At 39.7% G+C, this 15,394-nt stretch carries 9 protein-coding genes; all 9 read right to left on the bottom strand.

Going from position 1 to position 15,394, the window contains the following annotated elements:
• Positions 1–26: 26 nt before the first annotated feature.
• Entirely contained in the window at positions 27–1,208 is a 1,182-nt protein-coding gene (locus ALLST_RS0100830) for a phosphoglycerate kinase (protein WP_019892077.1), read from the bottom strand.
• A gap of 174 nt (positions 1,209–1,382) precedes the next feature.
• Positions 1,383–4,535, bottom strand: coding sequence for a DEAD/DEAH box helicase (locus tag ALLST_RS0100825; RefSeq protein ID WP_019892076.1), 3,153 nt, complete (start codon positions 4,533–4,535; stop codon positions 1,383–1,385).
• Positions 4,536–4,803: 268 nt separating this feature from the next.
• Positions 4,804–6,417, bottom strand: a complete 1,614-nt coding sequence (locus tag ALLST_RS0100820; protein WP_019892075.1) for a hypothetical protein — start codon at positions 6,415–6,417, stop codon at positions 4,804–4,806.
• Positions 6,418–6,611: 194 nt separating this feature from the next.
• On the bottom strand, positions 6,612–7,085 hold the full coding sequence (locus ALLST_RS0100815) for a 23S rRNA (pseudouridine(1915)-N(3))-methyltransferase RlmH (protein ID WP_019892074.1): 474 nt from the start codon (positions 7,083–7,085) through the stop codon (positions 6,612–6,614).
• On the bottom strand, positions 7,078–8,307 hold the full coding sequence (locus ALLST_RS0100810; protein WP_019892073.1) for a serine hydroxymethyltransferase: 1,230 nt from the start codon (positions 8,305–8,307) through the stop codon (positions 7,078–7,080). Before ALLST_RS0100810 ends, ALLST_RS0100815 begins: the two co-directional genes overlap by 8 nt.
• A gap of 186 nt (positions 8,308–8,493) precedes the next feature.
• Positions 8,494–8,775, bottom strand: coding sequence for a type II toxin-antitoxin system RelB/DinJ family antitoxin (locus tag ALLST_RS09660; protein ID WP_019892072.1), 282 nt, complete (start codon positions 8,773–8,775; stop codon positions 8,494–8,496).
• Positions 8,776–8,871: 96 nt separating this feature from the next.
• A complete protein-coding gene (locus ALLST_RS10885) occupies positions 8,872–10,065 on the bottom strand; it encodes a CAP domain-containing protein (protein WP_019892071.1) in 1,194 nt (397 codons plus the stop codon).
• A gap of 311 nt (positions 10,066–10,376) precedes the next feature.
• Positions 10,377–14,711: a PolC-type DNA polymerase III gene (locus ALLST_RS0100795; RefSeq protein WP_019892070.1), complete on the bottom strand. Its 4,335-nt coding sequence runs from the start codon at positions 14,709–14,711 to the stop codon at positions 10,377–10,379.
• Positions 14,708–15,391: a ribonuclease III gene (rnc, locus tag ALLST_RS0100790; RefSeq protein ID WP_019892069.1), complete on the bottom strand. Its 684-nt coding sequence runs from the start codon at positions 15,389–15,391 to the stop codon at positions 14,708–14,710. Before rnc ends, ALLST_RS0100795 begins: the two co-directional genes overlap by 4 nt.
• Positions 15,392–15,394 lie beyond the last annotated feature (3 nt).

The raw sequence follows: 15,394 nt of genomic DNA, 5'->3' as shown, positions 1-15,394 counted from the left end.
ATTATTTAAGTATTCTACTTTAAAACTTAAGCTTCAGTGATGATTGCGATACCTGGTAATACTTTACCTTCCATGTATTCAAGAGAAGCTCCACCACCTGTAGAAATGTGGCTGAATTTATCTTCGAATCCAAGTTGGATAGCAGCTGCAGCACTGTCTCCACCACCGATTACTGTAACAGCATCTGGTAATTCAGAGATTGCTTCACATACAGCTAAAGTACCTTTAGCGAAGTTAGGCATTTCGAATACACCCATTGGGCCATTCCAAACAACTGTTTTAGCACCTTGTAAAGTTTCTTTGAACAGTTCAATAGATTTAGGACCGATATCAAGACCCATCCATCCTTCTGGAATGTCGCGGTCAACAACTTTTACTTCTGCATCGTTAGCGAATTTATCAGCAACAACATTGTCTACTGGCAGGATTAATTTATCTCCACCTTTAGCCATGATTGTTTTTGCAAGTTCGATTTTGTCTTCTTCAAGTAAGGAGTTACCAACTTCGTGACCCATAGCTTTCATGAATGTGTAAGCCATACCGCCACCAACGATAACTTTGTCTGCTTTATCAAGCATGTTTTCGATTACAGCGATTTTGTCAGATACTTTCGCTCCACCTAAGATTGCAACGAATGGGCTAACTGGTTCGTCTACTGCACGACCTAACATAGTGACTTCTTTTTCTACTAAGAAGCCAAGTGCGTTTTCTGGTAAGTTAGATGGGATACCTACTGTAGAAGCGTGAGCACGGTGAACAGAACCGAATGCGTCTTCTACGAACATATCACCGAGGCTTGCCCAGTATTGACCTAATTCAGGATCGTTTTTGCTTTCGCCTTTTTCATAACGAGTGTTCTGCATGAGCAGGATTTCGCCTGGCTGTAAAGCAGCAACCATTTCTTCTAATTCAGCGCCACGAGTAACTGGGCAGAATTTAACAGTTGCTTCAGGAAGAAGTTCCTGGAGTCTTGGTGCTACGATACCAAGATCGTTTTTAGCTTTGTCTTCTTCAGTTTTAACTTTTCCTAAGTGAGACATTAAAATAACTTTTGCACCGTTATCGACTAAATATTTCAATGTAGGTACAGCTGCTTTTACACGGTTGTCGTTTGTGATCTCGCTTCCTTTGTGAGGAACGTTTAAGTCAGCACGAACGATGACTTTTTTTCCTTTAACGTCGAGATCTTTGACAGTTTTCTTTGCCATGATGCTAATTCATCCTCCTTAATTGTGCGGGGCACATTTCTGATAACAGTATATCACTCGTATATCGGATTGTAATAACGTTTCCCTTCTGTAACTCATATTCGATTCAATTTGTTTTGTTTTTCACAAACTGTTCTTTTTGAGATCGTTTTCATAGTTTTATTATGTCCTTTATTAACCCACTACAAGTTTGTTTGTCTTTTTCAAAAATTTAGCTGGGATCGGTTGATCAAGCTGCCATGTAATATTCATCGGTTTACTTCCTTTGTGTTTGACGTAGTTCGCCAGGCCTAGATAAGTATAAGCTTGAGTACTGTTTGTCTTACGATCCACCTTTGCTTCACGAACAAATAACAACACTTTGCTCTTTCGCTCAATGTGATGAATATAACGCTGACCGGTTGCGGAACTTTCTGAAGTCGTACTTTGACTTTGCCAATGAAATAAACGTTCATTGATTGAATAGTCGTTATACATCGTTGTTGGTGAATAATCTTTATCCGATTTATTCAAAGTGACTAAAAACACATCCACTTGTTTATCGGGTAACCATTTGACACCTTCACGAACATTTTGTGGCTTCATAAAATCCATTGCGACTAACAATTGATCACGCGTATACGTACAATGCAAATCCAATGGGCAATCAAAACCCAAATCCACCGGTTCATCAATAAAATCAATCGTATCGAAACGGTATTGTAATAATTCGATTAGCTCTTGCAATAAAACTTTACTTTGCGACAAAGCATAAAGATGATCCAATACTTCTTCACTGTTCCAGTTTTCGATCGCTTTTCCCCAAATTGTGATATAGAACATCTGCATCATTCTCTTTTCGCAATCCGTTAGTGTCGCAAACTCCACTTTATTCAAATTCGGAAGAATTTTAAGGAGAAATAAAATCCAACGTCGCGAATCAATCAACGAAAATTTCGCAAATGCTTTTTCTAAAATTCCCTCTAATGGCTCTTCAAAATTGTCGATCACATCAGCGCGAGCACAAATGCGCGAGAATGTTGAGAACTTATAAATCATTTTAGGATCCAGGTGATAGTACTTTAAAAAATTAGTCAGTGTTAAATCCAATCCTGTATCTTCCTGATATGATCTCACCCGTGAGATCAATCCCGAAACATTTCCATAAGACGCTTTGATATTGTCTAAGATGTATTTTGTCGCTTTCTTTTCTAATTGGATGTAACAACCTTTTGGGACATTCACAAATCCATTTTTTATTTCTCGTTGCATACTGTTGGCCGTATTCGACAATAATGCCGTAAATTTGTCTTCGAAATTGTACTTTCGATTTGCCTGGCCAATAAAATCGAGCACAGTTAGACATTCTTTATTTTCTGCTAGACGCAAACCACGTCCAAGCTGTTGTAAGAAAATCGTTAGCGATTCTGTTGGTCTAAGGAAAAGAACGGTATTCACTTCCGGAATATCCACCCCTTCATTGTAAATATCTACTACGAATATAAAGCGAACTTCTCCTGAAACTAGCCGATTGGTTGCCATTCGTCTTTCTTCACTTGAAGATTGTCCACTCAAACACATTGCGGGAATTTGATGCGCATTGAAATAGTGACTCATGAATTTGGCGTGTTCAACGGTCACACAAAATCCAAGTCCTTTTACATCATCAATGTCTGTGACATATTTCAAAACAGAAGCAACAACATGATTAGCCCGCCGGTTTGCTTGTGCACTATAGGTATAGACTTGCTCTAGATCGCTTTTTTGATAACCGCCTGCTGTCCATTTCAAATCATTTAAGTCCACTGTGTCTGTGACCCCAAAATACTGAAATGGGCAAAGTAATTTCCGATCAATTGCTTCTGGCAAACGAATTTCAGCCGCTATACGTTGGTTGAAATAAGACAAAATACTTTTTCCATCCATACGTTCTGGTGTTGCTGTTAATCCTAATAAAATCGTAGGGTGATAATATCCCAAAAGTTTTTGGTAACTCGGTGCCGCAGCATGATGAAATTCATCGACAATGATGTAATCATAAAACGTTGCTTCGGTTTTCTCGGTAAAACTTTGTGAATTCAGTGTCTGAATCGAAATGAATAAATGATCTATATTCTCTGGTTTATAATTTCCAACAAACATCTCGCCAAAATTCGCATCTTTTAATACCGCTCGAAACGTATATAAACTTTGTTTAAGGATTTCTTCTCGATGGGCCACAAACAACAAGCGACAAGGCTGACCTGAATTCTTATGACAAAACCTCTTGTAATCTAAAGCCGAGATTACCGTTTTCCCTGTCCCTGTTGCCGCAACGACCAAATTTTTCATATATCCGCGCACAGTTCGTTCGGCTTCTAACTGATCTAAAATTTCTTGTTGATAAGCATAAGGTTGAATATCCAACGTATATTTGTAATCTTGATTCGTATCCAAATATTTTTCTGCTTTTAGCGCTTTTGCTAAACGTTCTTTTTGTCCTTCGTCATAACATTCAAATTCTTTGTCATTCCAGTAGTATTCAAAAGTCGCAGAAATTTTATCCATAATTTCTGGTAAATCCTGCTTAGTCACTTTCGTATTCCATTCCAATCCACTCGTTAAAGCGGCATTAGAAATATTCGATGAGCCAACATAAGCGGTTGAGAAGCCCGTGTCGCGATAAAACACATACGCTTTGGCATGAAGACGTGTGGATTTTGTATTATAACTAACTTTTATTTTGGTATGAGATAACTGACGCAATTCTTCGATTGCTTTAGCATCCGTTGCGCCCATATAGGAAGTCGTAATAATACGTAGTTCGCCACCATTTTGGGTAAATTCCTTTAACTCATCGATGATCAGGCGCAATCCCGTCCATTTAATAAAGGACACTAATATATCAATCCGATTTGCTGATGCAATTTCTTTTTTGAGCTCCATGAACATTTGCGGTTCATATTTTGCGCCCGTAAAAAGCGAGCTTTGCGCAATTGATGTTTCCGGACGTTCAAGACTATTGGCAGTTTGATTCACCACTAAACGAGGATCATTTTCTTTGAGAAGTGCAAACAATTGTTCTGCTCGCAAATCCACTTCAAAATCAACAAAATCTGCTTCTTGTGTTTCTTTTTGAATCAAGTTCACAATTTGATTTGTCAGTTCGATTTGTGAGGTTAAGTCATCTTTTTTCCCTTTGACTCGATCGAGTGCTTTTTGAAATACATTTGCTAAATATTGCGACAATATTTTGGAAGACTCCGCCTGATCAATTGGCGCAATGGCTTTTCGCGATTGCGGAATATGGTCGAGTTCATCGCTCAGAGCATGATTGATAACTTGTTCATATAAACCGGGCTTTAACATCAAAAACCTCCTACTCCCCGTCATCTTTTGACTTTCATTAAAGCAATAGAAAATCAAACTATATCGAATGGCGATTGTTAATTTCAAAAATAAAGATTGTCTTTATTATACCTGCTAGTATTCACTCCGTTTTCCTTTTTTATTCACATATGAAATATATATAGTCCAAAATCTTTCACTACTATTTCTAAGTATTAAAAAATCCATATCACTCAATTGATGTTCAAAGTGATATGGATTCATTTGATTTCTATTTATTTCACTTACGTTAAACAACCGGATTTCCATTAACGAAAATATGAAACCCATTTGTGGTGATATTCGTATTTGTTGCATTAGCATTGTTGAATTCACTAACATAAATGTTGTCGGTTAAGACGATTTGACTGGATTCGTCTAGGCTAAGTTTTACCTTTGGACAAGCTTGATTGGCATTGATCGAACCGGTGAAGATACTGGATTGCGTTAAATTCATGTTCACTTCACTATCTTGGTCCGCAACAAGTGGGCCTTGGAGTATTTGTTGAATACAGTTCAGATTCAATTTCCCCGCACTTACTTTTGCAAGTTGAGGAACTTGATAAATCGCATTATTGATCAATTCAATTTGTGCTCCGACATGATCAATCACAAAACAAAATGCATCATTAGACGCCGGCGAAGTCGTTGGCACGATCCATTCGTTATTGTTTAAATTCAAAACCGTCCAATCTTGTTTTTCACTTTGGTCTCGATTTTCCATCACGAATATTGCATGCTCATCCGTTTCAGCTTGCATTGCCCCCACCGTAAACTTCGAATCTGAAAGCGTAACATCTCCTCCAGATTTAATTTTAGCCAATACGGAACGATCAATTGTGGCATTGATATTGGACCCCTTCAATATTCCTTGGGCTAAAACAAGTGGTGAATCAAGGCCGAGCGTATTCGCATTTAGTGATTGTGCTTCAATAATGGCTGTCGATTGGGGAACAAAGATTGCTGAGGCATCACCTTGTGTCGAACTATAACCTTCTGTTACTTTCAATTGACCTTGATATCCCGCAAAATAGGCTGGCGAATGTAAAGCGTTTGTCAAAACATCCGATCCCGTTAAGGAAGCTGTCGCATTTAATCCATTCACGACTACCCCCGTATTGGCCAGTCCATTTGTTTCAATTCGCGTAGCGAGCACATTCAGTGTCGAACCCGGTGCGGCAACTAATGCTCCATTAACACCAAACAAAAGCGCATCTTCCAGCACTGTTGAATCTCCACTTTTTTGCAGAATCGAGGAATCGATTGTGATATGGGATCCCTCTAGGCCAAGAACACAACTTAGATCCGGTTGATTCGATTCAATGAGGTCTGTAATTGTTTGTTGATTTGCAATGGTTTGGATTCCTTTGGCCAGTTCAATATGGTTTTCTGCCGGTTTAATTGGAGGCAGTTCCGGAATTGGCGGTATATAGACTGAAGTCGAACTGACTTCTTGTTCACTTGCCTCGGTTGAATCGTTGATTGCTACACTTGGTGTTAAATCAGCATGGTGGGGCATTGCAGGTAAAGAACCAATCAGTCCGAGTGAAGCTAGACAAGAAAGCAAAGCCCCCGAGATTCCACTGCAAGCAAACACGGTTTGTCCTTTTTTGGTTTGCAATACTTCCTTAAATGTCTTGGCATTTTTTCGCGATAAATATATCCATGCAATTGCACACAATAATAAAGCCCCCAGTAAGGCGATCAAAAGATAATAACCCATCCCAATTTGGGGTGCACTTTCTGGGTTCAAGCGTTGGATCAATGTATGTTCTTCACTGGCGGATAATATCGTCAATCCTAAAAAATAAGTCAGAAGAATCACCGCCACATAACTTAAATAGTTTTTCGCTCTTCGGTCCATAAGTATTCCTCATATTCATACAACATCATTGTTGAAATTTGTCTCATTTAAAATCACAACTATTGTACAGCGCTCTGGACAATTTAGGGGCATTTTGCCTTTTACCTTATTTTATAAAACTCGTCAAATAAAAAGGCCTTCCCCATCGGCAACTGCAGCAGGAAGACCTGATCGATATCTATTTTGATCCCGTTCTATTTATGATAGCGGCGCCCCGCTTCAATCATAAATGATCGATAAATTTGTTCGAGAACTAAAACTCGACACATTAAATGAGTCATCGTCAAATCGGAAAGTTTCCATCGCCAATTCGCCCGTTTTACTAAATCGGCACTTGGGCCAAGTGAGCCCGCAATGACGAAGACTAAGGGTTTAGAGGTTCGCGTCCATTGGCTTCTTAACTTAGAAAATTCGATCGAATCGACCGTTTTGCCATGTAAATCCAAGAGAATCACAAAGTCATCCGGTTTGATTTTGTCTAAAACTCGAGCACCTTCAATCTCTTTGATTTTTTCCGCTTCTTTTTCTCGCTCTGAATGAGAATCGGGTTCATCTTTGAATTCAACAACTTCGATTTTATCAAAAGCAGAAAGACGTTTTTTATATTCATCTTCCCACTTGCGCAACGAGGAATCTTTATTTTTTCCGATACAAAATAACTTAATCAAAGACGGCCTCCGCTGGATAGTTTTGCGTTAAAGCAACAACTTCTTTTTTGATTTCTTGAGCATATTGTTCATCGTTTGCCCTGAGGACTTGAACAATCCAACGGGCGATTTGTTCAAATTCTTTTTCTTTTAAGCCGCGGCTTGTCATCGCAGCCGATCCAATACGAATCCCGGATGTGATAAATGGTTTTTGCGTATCGAATGGAATTGTATTTTTATTGACGGTGATGCCCGCTATATCTAATAAATGTTCTGCATCTTTTCCGGTCATGTTTAAAGATGAAAGTGTATCCAGCAACAACAAGTGATTATCGCTACCACCAGATACCATTTTGAATCCTTCTTGTTCAAAGACACGAACCATCGCTTGGATATTATCTAAAATCTGTTGAGCATAAACTTTAAATGCCGGTTGCATCGCTTCATATAGTGCAATTCCTTTTGCGGCAATCACGTGTTCCAATGGTCCACCTTGCATACCTGGGAAAGTTTGTGAATCTAATTGTTTCGCAAATTTTTCTTTACAAAGTACCATTCCCCCGCGTGGTCCGCGCAATGTTTTATGCGTTGTTGTCGTCACAAAATCGGCGTAAGGCACCGGATTTTGATGTAACCCAGCAGCAACAAGTCCCGCAATATGAGCCATATCAACCATGAGTAATGATCCGGATTTTTTTGCAATTTCCCCCAGACGCTTAAAGTCGATTTTTCTAGGATAAGCGGATGCTCCAGCAACGATGAGTTTAGGATGATGTTCTAGGGCTAGTTGTTCGAGTTTATCGTAATCGATGCGGCAAGTTTTAGGATCAACATTATAAGGAACGAAGTGATACGTACGCCCCGAAAAATTCAGGGGATGACCATGGGTTAAATGTCCGCCACTCGTTAAATCCATACCGAGTACCGTATCACCTGGTTCAAGTACAGTATTGTAAACAGACATATTGGCCTGGCTTCCTGAATGGGCTTGTACATTGGCATGTTCTGCACCAAAGAGTTCTTTCGCCCGTTGGCGAGTTAACTCTTCTGCTTGGTCGACATAAACACATCCACCATAGTAGCGTTTACCAGGATAACCTTCGGCATATTTATTCGTTAGAACGGATCCCTGAGCTTCGCGTACTTCACGAGAAACATAGTTTTCAGAAGCAATCAGTTCGATGTTATTTTTTTGGCGTTGCTCTTCACGGGCAATGATTTCAAACATTTCAAGATCTCGCATAATGAATATCCTCTCTTTGTTAAGTTTTACCTTAACAAATTCTTTGTGATTCTCACATACAACGCTTTGATTTATTCCGATTTAAAGAATCTGTGTCATCTTTTCAAGAATCTTTTATTTAGGCATACAAAAAACTCTGTTGACAACAAGGTCGAACAGAGTCTTTTTTGTCCTTATTGATTGAACTTAATTGAAGCATTTTCGAATGAAGTGAACAACAACTGTAATTGCTGCAGCGACTGCTGCAACAAGGGCAGTTACTTTCAAAACGCGAACGAGTTTTGATTGTTCATCATCATTTGGAAGATCATCGACGGTTACTTCAAAAGGAATTTCTTGTTGATTGACCATTTTCTTTGCGAAAAGTTTAAATGCATCTTCCGTATCCATGCCTAATTCATCGCAAAGATCTTGTAATTCAGTCAACAATTTTTCGTTCATTTCGAAACTTACATTCGTTTGTGCCATATGTACATCCTCGCTTTTATTGAATTTTATCATGAAAGCATTATCGAAAACACTTTCTCGCTCATGCTTTCACTTTTGCAAGATGTGTTTGTTTGACTAAACGCCGTACCAACAAACTCCTTCATTAATCCAGCCTGCACTATTTAAAACTTGCACTTCGTTTTGATCGGTTGTGTAGTTATGTGTTGCTTGTCCAACTGGTGCATTTGGGTTGTATTGACGGTATAAAGGGACACCACTTTGTGGAGCAGATAACCATCCTGGTTCTTCTTTCCAACCCATCGCAACTAATGTATTACATTCATTGCGATCCATTGTGTAGTGGTGAATTCCGCTATTTGGGTTATACAAACGATAAACTGGAGCGCCTGAATTTGGTGCATACCAACCAATTCCTTCTGGTTGCCAACCATTCGCTTCTAAGACGTTGACTTCATTGACATCGCCTGTGTAGAAGTGCTCACTGTTATTTGGGTTGTACATTCGATACATCGCTTGTGCACTTTCGTTTGTATCTGTGTTCGCATTATCGAGTAATGCTATAAATTCTGATACAGAATAAGTTCTATTGCCGTTTTGTCTCACATCAAATGTTTGTCCAAAAGCAGGCATTACATAGCCGTTATAGAAAGCATTGGAACATACCGCAAAACCTGTTGTTGTAAAATCAGGACGCAGTAAATTGCGGTAATGAATCCCTTGATAAGGTGCTTCATCCCAATACCACATGTCAAATGGGTTTCCTAACCCGGAATTACTTGCTGCGCCGATCGTTCCGCCTACAGCTAAACATTCATAAGGTGTGTAAAGATTGGAGTGAATAAGCGTATTTTTAGAGATGTTCGTTTGAACGATTGAAACAGCTACTAATACTGGATCAATTCTTAATTCTCCTGCGCCAGCCCAAGAACGGTACAAGTTACATTCGTCAACGTAACGTGCTGCTTGTTTAAGATAATCGAAATTTGTTGGTTCGCTAGGATCACTTAAATTGATATGACCTTCTGCTACTCCACGAGCAACGATTGCCGCAGCTTCTTGTTCGCCAATTCTTAAAAAGAAACCAATGATATTTGCATCATTTGCGCTATAGCCAGCTAAATAAGCATTTACCATGTCTTGTGATAAATACGTATTGGATTCATTGATATATGTTGGCTCTTCGAAACCTTCATCAACTACGATTGGTTCTGGTGTATTGGCCATGACACTCATATTCGATACTACAGGTGTTACAGTCAATGCGAATGCTAATAGCGTGCCTGCAATCGTTTTAGATAAATGTCTCATTTCGGTGCGCCCCCTTTGTGCGATCATTCGTAATTCTTAAGAAAAATACAAATGAGTTTTTTCATAATTTTAAGAAAACTGTTTCATGATTAAATTTATGCAGCCGCATTTTTTTACTGATTTATGACAAAAAAGAATAAAAAATGCATATTTTTGGCTTTAAATCCATATCTATACTTCAGCCTAAGTCTAATTCTTTCACGAACAAGTCGAATTATTCAAGTCTTTTTTTGAATCTCCCTTAAAAAAGGAAAAAACATGCAAAATTTTGAACAAATCAATTTTGCATGTTTTTTATACGTAGACATTAATCAGAATAAGGTCAGCTGATTTCCTTCATCTAGCCCCTCTAAAGCGCCTAATAGATCGAGGCGTTCAACGAGTGTTTTAGAAATCGAAGTTCGATTTAATAAGTCTTCTTTCGAAATAAAATGGCGTTCATTACGCGCTTTAACGATCGATTGAGCTACCGCTAAACCTAGTGAATCCACTGCTGTAAATGGCGGAATGATCGCATGATCATCATCCGGATCGAGTATAAACTCATTGGCTGCTGAGCGTTCAATCGAGAGATTCGAGAAATGATAGCCACGCATATACATTTCTTGACAAAGCTCTAACACATCATAGAGAGCCAGTTCTTTATTCTCGACTTTTCGAGTTGGGTCTTGCTTGGCCATGCGGATTTCATGCATCCGCTTTTGAATAGCCGCTAAACCACTTGTCATAACCGGTAGATCATAAGCATCACTACGAATCGAGAAAAATTGACAATAGTATGCTCGAGGCATATGTACTTTAAACCAAGCAATACGGATCGCCATCATAACGTAAGCGACCGCATGGGCTTTTGGGAACATGTATTTGATCTTTTTACAAGAATCGACATACCAAACCGGAACATGATTGTCTTCCATCATTTTTTCCCATTCTGGCTTTAACCCTTTCCCTTTACGAACACTTTCCATAATCGTAAAGCTGTCTTTTGAAGGTAAGCCATAACGGATTAAGTCAATCATAATGTCGTCACGACATCCAATGACTTCTCGTAAGTTACACGTTCCGTTATCGATTAAATCTTTTGCGTTATTTAACCAAACGTCTGTTCCATGCGATAAACCAGAAATAGAAACTAACTCCGCAAAAGTTGTTGGTTTCGTCAGTTCCAAAATCCCACGAACAAATGGCGTTCCAAACTCTGGAATTCCCGCTGCTCCTGTCGCTTCCGAATACGTTGTGGTATCGATTCCCAATGCTTTTGGCGATGAGAAAATCGACATTGTTTCTGGATCGTTCATTGGGATTTTCGTCACATCCACGCCGGTGATCCGCTCTAACATTTTCATCGCAGTTGGATCGACGTGCCCTAAAATATCAAACTTCAAAATGTTGTCATGAATTTGATGGAAGTCGAAGTGCGTTGTTTTCCATTCCGCATAGGGGTTATTGGCTGGATATTGCACAGGTGTAAAGTCATGGACATCCATATCTAGTGGCACAACGACAATACCGCCTGGGTGTTGGCCGGTCGTTCGTTTTACCCCCGCACACTCACTAGCGATGTCGCGACGTTTATATTCAGAGAATGGGTTGTTTTCTAATCCCATTTCTTCTTCATAACCTTTGACAAAGCCATACGCCGTCTTTTCTTGGACGGTACCAACAGTTCCCGCTCTAAAGACGTGATCTTCACCAAAGATTGTTTTAGTAAAGGCGTGGGCATTGGCTTGATATTCCCCTGAAAAGTTCAAGTCGATATCTGGAACTTTATCCCCATGGAAACCTAAGAATGTTTCGAATGGAATATCTTGTCCTTCCCCTTTTAATGGTGCACCACATTCCGGACAAAGTTTATCCGGCAAGTCAAAGCCCGAATGTACAGAACCATCATTGATCCATTCCAAATGATGACAATTTGGACAAATGTAATGTGGTGGCAAGGGGTTGACTTCGGTAATTCCCGACATCGTCGCAACAAAGGACGAACCAACCGATCCTCGCGAGCCGACCAAGTAGCCATCTTCATTACTCTTTTTCACCAATAAATGTGAAATGTAATAAACCACGTAGTATCCGGCACCAATAATCGCATCCAGCTCTTTTTTCAAACGTGCCGCAACAGGTTCTGGCAATGGATCTCCATATTGTTTCTTGGCGGTTTCGTAACAAATGTCACTGAGTTTTTGGTCAGATCCTTCCATTTCTGGTGGATATAACTTGTCTTTGACTGGGAAAAGCTCTTCTGTAAGTTCAGCAAGTTTTTTCGGATTATCAATGACGATTTCTTGGCGCGTTTCTTCATCGAGCCAAGAAAAAGCTTCTAACATTTCAGTCGTCGTTAAGAAATGTTGATCAGGAGAAGATGTCGTTTGGCGTAAACGCTCATCACGAATAAATAATGGATGACGTCCACCACCTGTTACTTTGGAATTGATATACACATCACGAACGCGACGATGGCGTAAGTCAACATAATGGCAATCCCCTGAGGCAATAACCGGGATATTCAACTTTTTCCCGGCATCGATAATAAATTGAAGAATTTGAGATAACTCTTTAACGGAAGAAATGCTTTGTCTAACGATTAAGTTTTGATACACCGGCAACGGCTGAACTTCTAAATAATCGTAGAACTTGGCCGCTTCTAACAATTCTTGTTCACTTCGCGTATGGGCTAATTCAAAGATTTCCCCATTTTGACAAGCAGAACCAAATAATAGATTTCCTTTGGCGTGATATTCCTCAAGAACAAAACGCGGGATAATCGGTTCGCCAGTCACGTTTGTCGCATTCGGGTTGTACTTTAAATACTTCGTATGAGATAAAGTCACTAGTTCAAATAACTCTTTTAATCCTTGTTTGTTTTTGGCAAAGACATTGATATGGCGACCTCGGTTTTTACGTAGTGCGCTAGAATGATCTAAATTTGCGACCGTTTCTAATGTTGCATCACTGCCCCACTCGCGCATCATATACATAAAGACACTGGATAAGACTTCCGCATCGTAGTCAGCACGGTGCGCCCCTTCGCCATCGTAATCCACCTCATAATGACGGCACACATTTCCTAATCGATAGCCCCGTAAATTGAGCATCGAATGGGCTGCTGGCAAGGTATCGATAACGGGGTTGGTAAATTCTGGTTTTCCTAAATCACGCGCGGCTGCATTGAGCATGCCGACGTCAAATGTCGCATTATGGGCAACTAAAATCGCATCGCCAATAAATTCGCGCAATTCATCAAAGACATCTTCAATCGGCAATGCTGCATCGACATCACTTTGTTGAATATGCGTCAATTCGGAAATATGCAACGGAATTTGGCGTTTAGGATTGATGAAGAGTTGCTTACGATCAAGAATTTCGCCTTCTTTTAATTTGACTGCCCCAAACTCGATAATACGATCTAAGCGATTCGATAATCCTGTGGTTTCCAAGTCAAAAACGACAAATTCTGCATCATCTAGTTTTTGATCGCGCACGTTATAGACAATGTTGTATTGATCATTCACCATTGTCATTTCACATCCATATAACATCTTGAATGGATGATTTGGATCTTTTTTCTTGAGCGCTTCAATTTTGTGTTGAGCAAGCGGGAAGGCTTGGACAACGTTATGGTCACAAAGACCAATCGCTGGCATATTCCAATCCCAGGCTTGTTGAATATAAGACTCAATTGAACAAACGCCATCCATTTCTGAGAACGTGGAATGAACGTGCCATTCAATTCGTTTTTCAATCGCTGTATCTTTTCGTTTCGGTTTACGCGTTAATTCCAACTTGCTGATCATTAATGTGATGTTCCGTTGGAATTTATCAAAGCTAACCGATCCGGACACTTTGACATAATCCCCCACGCGATATTCTTTCATTTGTTCAAGCGTGAAGTTCTTTTTATCAAACATCTTACAAAGCATCGCATCGTCATCATCTGACACATAAATTTCCATCAAGTGACGTCCATTGCGCAGCTCTTTAATTTCTAAAGCAAAGATTCGGCCTTCAATCTGGACATTTTGTAAACCATCTTGAAGCAAGCGAATCTCAATTGGTTCATATTTATTTCCCCCATAACCGGACCATGAATCTTTTTCGTGTTCGAAAGAGTTCACGCGTGCAGTTCGTTTAATATCAGGATTTTCTTTGACCACTGCGACAGGTTCAGGGATTCTTCCTGGATCTTCATATTCGCATTGAATATTCACATCAAATCCACATTGGGTCATTTGTCTTTCTAGAATTTGTACCGATTCTTGCATTTGATTCAAACAATCCATGCGCATTGTTTTATAGATCAATGTATTTGGTTCTTGAAAAGACGGTAACAACCCTTTAAAAGCTTCAAGGGCTGCTTGACTCATACAAATGCGGTTTAAATACGGTTCAAGCAAAGCTAAACCGAGTTGGATATTTTCATAGTGAAGATGGAGTTGAATATCCGTATGCAAAGCAAGACGAAGTTGCATGAGCGTGCGCTCATAGTCCGGTGCTAAAATCATCTCTTTGGCTTGTAAGTGCATTTCCAAATATTGGGATTTCGCATGATAAATCGGTTGTTCACAAAGGATGACTTCACTTAACGCTTCAATCAATGCATCATCCAGGCAGTCTTTTAATATTTCGACAATCCGGAGTTGGTTCATACGGCTAATTTTCTCATCGCTTCTTTGGCCGCTTTTTGTTCCGCTTTTTTCTTTGTTGTGCTTTCCCCTTGACCCATGCAAATTTCATCAAGGAAAACGCCCATCGTGAAAACCGGCGCATTTGAAGGTCCACTTTCTTTTAATAAACGATATTGAATTGTGCATTTATTATCGGTTTGCACATATTCTTGTAATTGCGTTTTATAGTCTGTGACATCTTCCGGTTTTTTTGCTGTGATCAGTGGCTTCATATATTCATCTAGAATTTTTTTCGCCGCTTGATAACCGAGATCTAAGTAAATCGCCCCAATACAAGCTTCAAAATGATCGGCCAAAATGGAAGGTCTTGAGCGCCCTCCACTTTTTTCTTCCCCGACCCCGAGGCGTAAAAACTCATACCATCCCATTTGTTGGTTTAATTTGGCAAGCGTACTTTCACAAACAGTTTGGGCACGAATAGTTGTCATTTTTCCTTCATGTAAAGCCGGCACTAAATTATAGAGCGCTGTTGCGGACCAAATTTGTAAAACAGCGTCCCCGACAAATTCCAAACGTTCGTTATCATCTAAATTCGATTGATGTTCATTGGCATAGGAGGAATGCGTACAAGCCTCATAATACAATTGAATATTATTCGGCTCGAAACCTTTCTCTTTGAGCCAGTCAATTAATGTTTTCATAGT

The organism is Allobaculum stercoricanis DSM 13633 (genome assembly GCF_000384195.1).
In the GTDB taxonomy this organism is placed as follows: Bacteria; Bacillota_I; Bacilli_A; order Erysipelotrichales; family Erysipelotrichaceae; genus Allobaculum; species Allobaculum stercoricanis.
The sequence above is the reverse complement of the archived record's forward strand: the minus strand, read 5'-3'. Positions and strand labels throughout refer to the sequence as shown.

Bases quoted from the DNA above. Each gene is read 5' to 3' on its own strand.
- ALLST_RS0100820 (WP_019892075.1), bottom strand. From the start codon at position 6,417: ATGGACCGAAGAGCGAAAAACTATTTAAGTTATGTGGCGGTGATTCTT.
- ALLST_RS10885 (WP_019892071.1), bottom strand. From the start codon at position 10,065: ATGAGACATTTATCTAAAACGATTGCAGGCACGCTATTAGCATTCGCA.
- rnc (WP_019892069.1), bottom strand. From the start codon at position 15,391: ATGAAAACATTAATTGACTGGCTCAAAGAGAAAGGTTTCGAGCCGAAT.
- ALLST_RS0100795 (WP_019892070.1), bottom strand. From the start codon at position 14,711: ATGAACCAACTCCGGATTGTCGAAATATTAAAAGACTGCCTGGATGAT.
- ALLST_RS0100810 (WP_019892073.1), bottom strand. From the start codon at position 8,307: ATGCGAGATCTTGAAATGTTTGAAATCATTGCCCGTGAAGAGCAACGC.
- ALLST_RS09660 (WP_019892072.1), bottom strand. From the start codon at position 8,775: ATGGCACAAACGAATGTAAGTTTCGAAATGAACGAAAAATTGTTGACT.
- ALLST_RS0100830 (WP_019892077.1), bottom strand. From the start codon at position 1,208: ATGGCAAAGAAAACTGTCAAAGATCTCGACGTTAAAGGAAAAAAAGTC.
- ALLST_RS0100825 (WP_019892076.1), bottom strand. From the start codon at position 4,535: ATGTTAAAGCCCGGTTTATATGAACAAGTTATCAATCATGCTCTGAGC.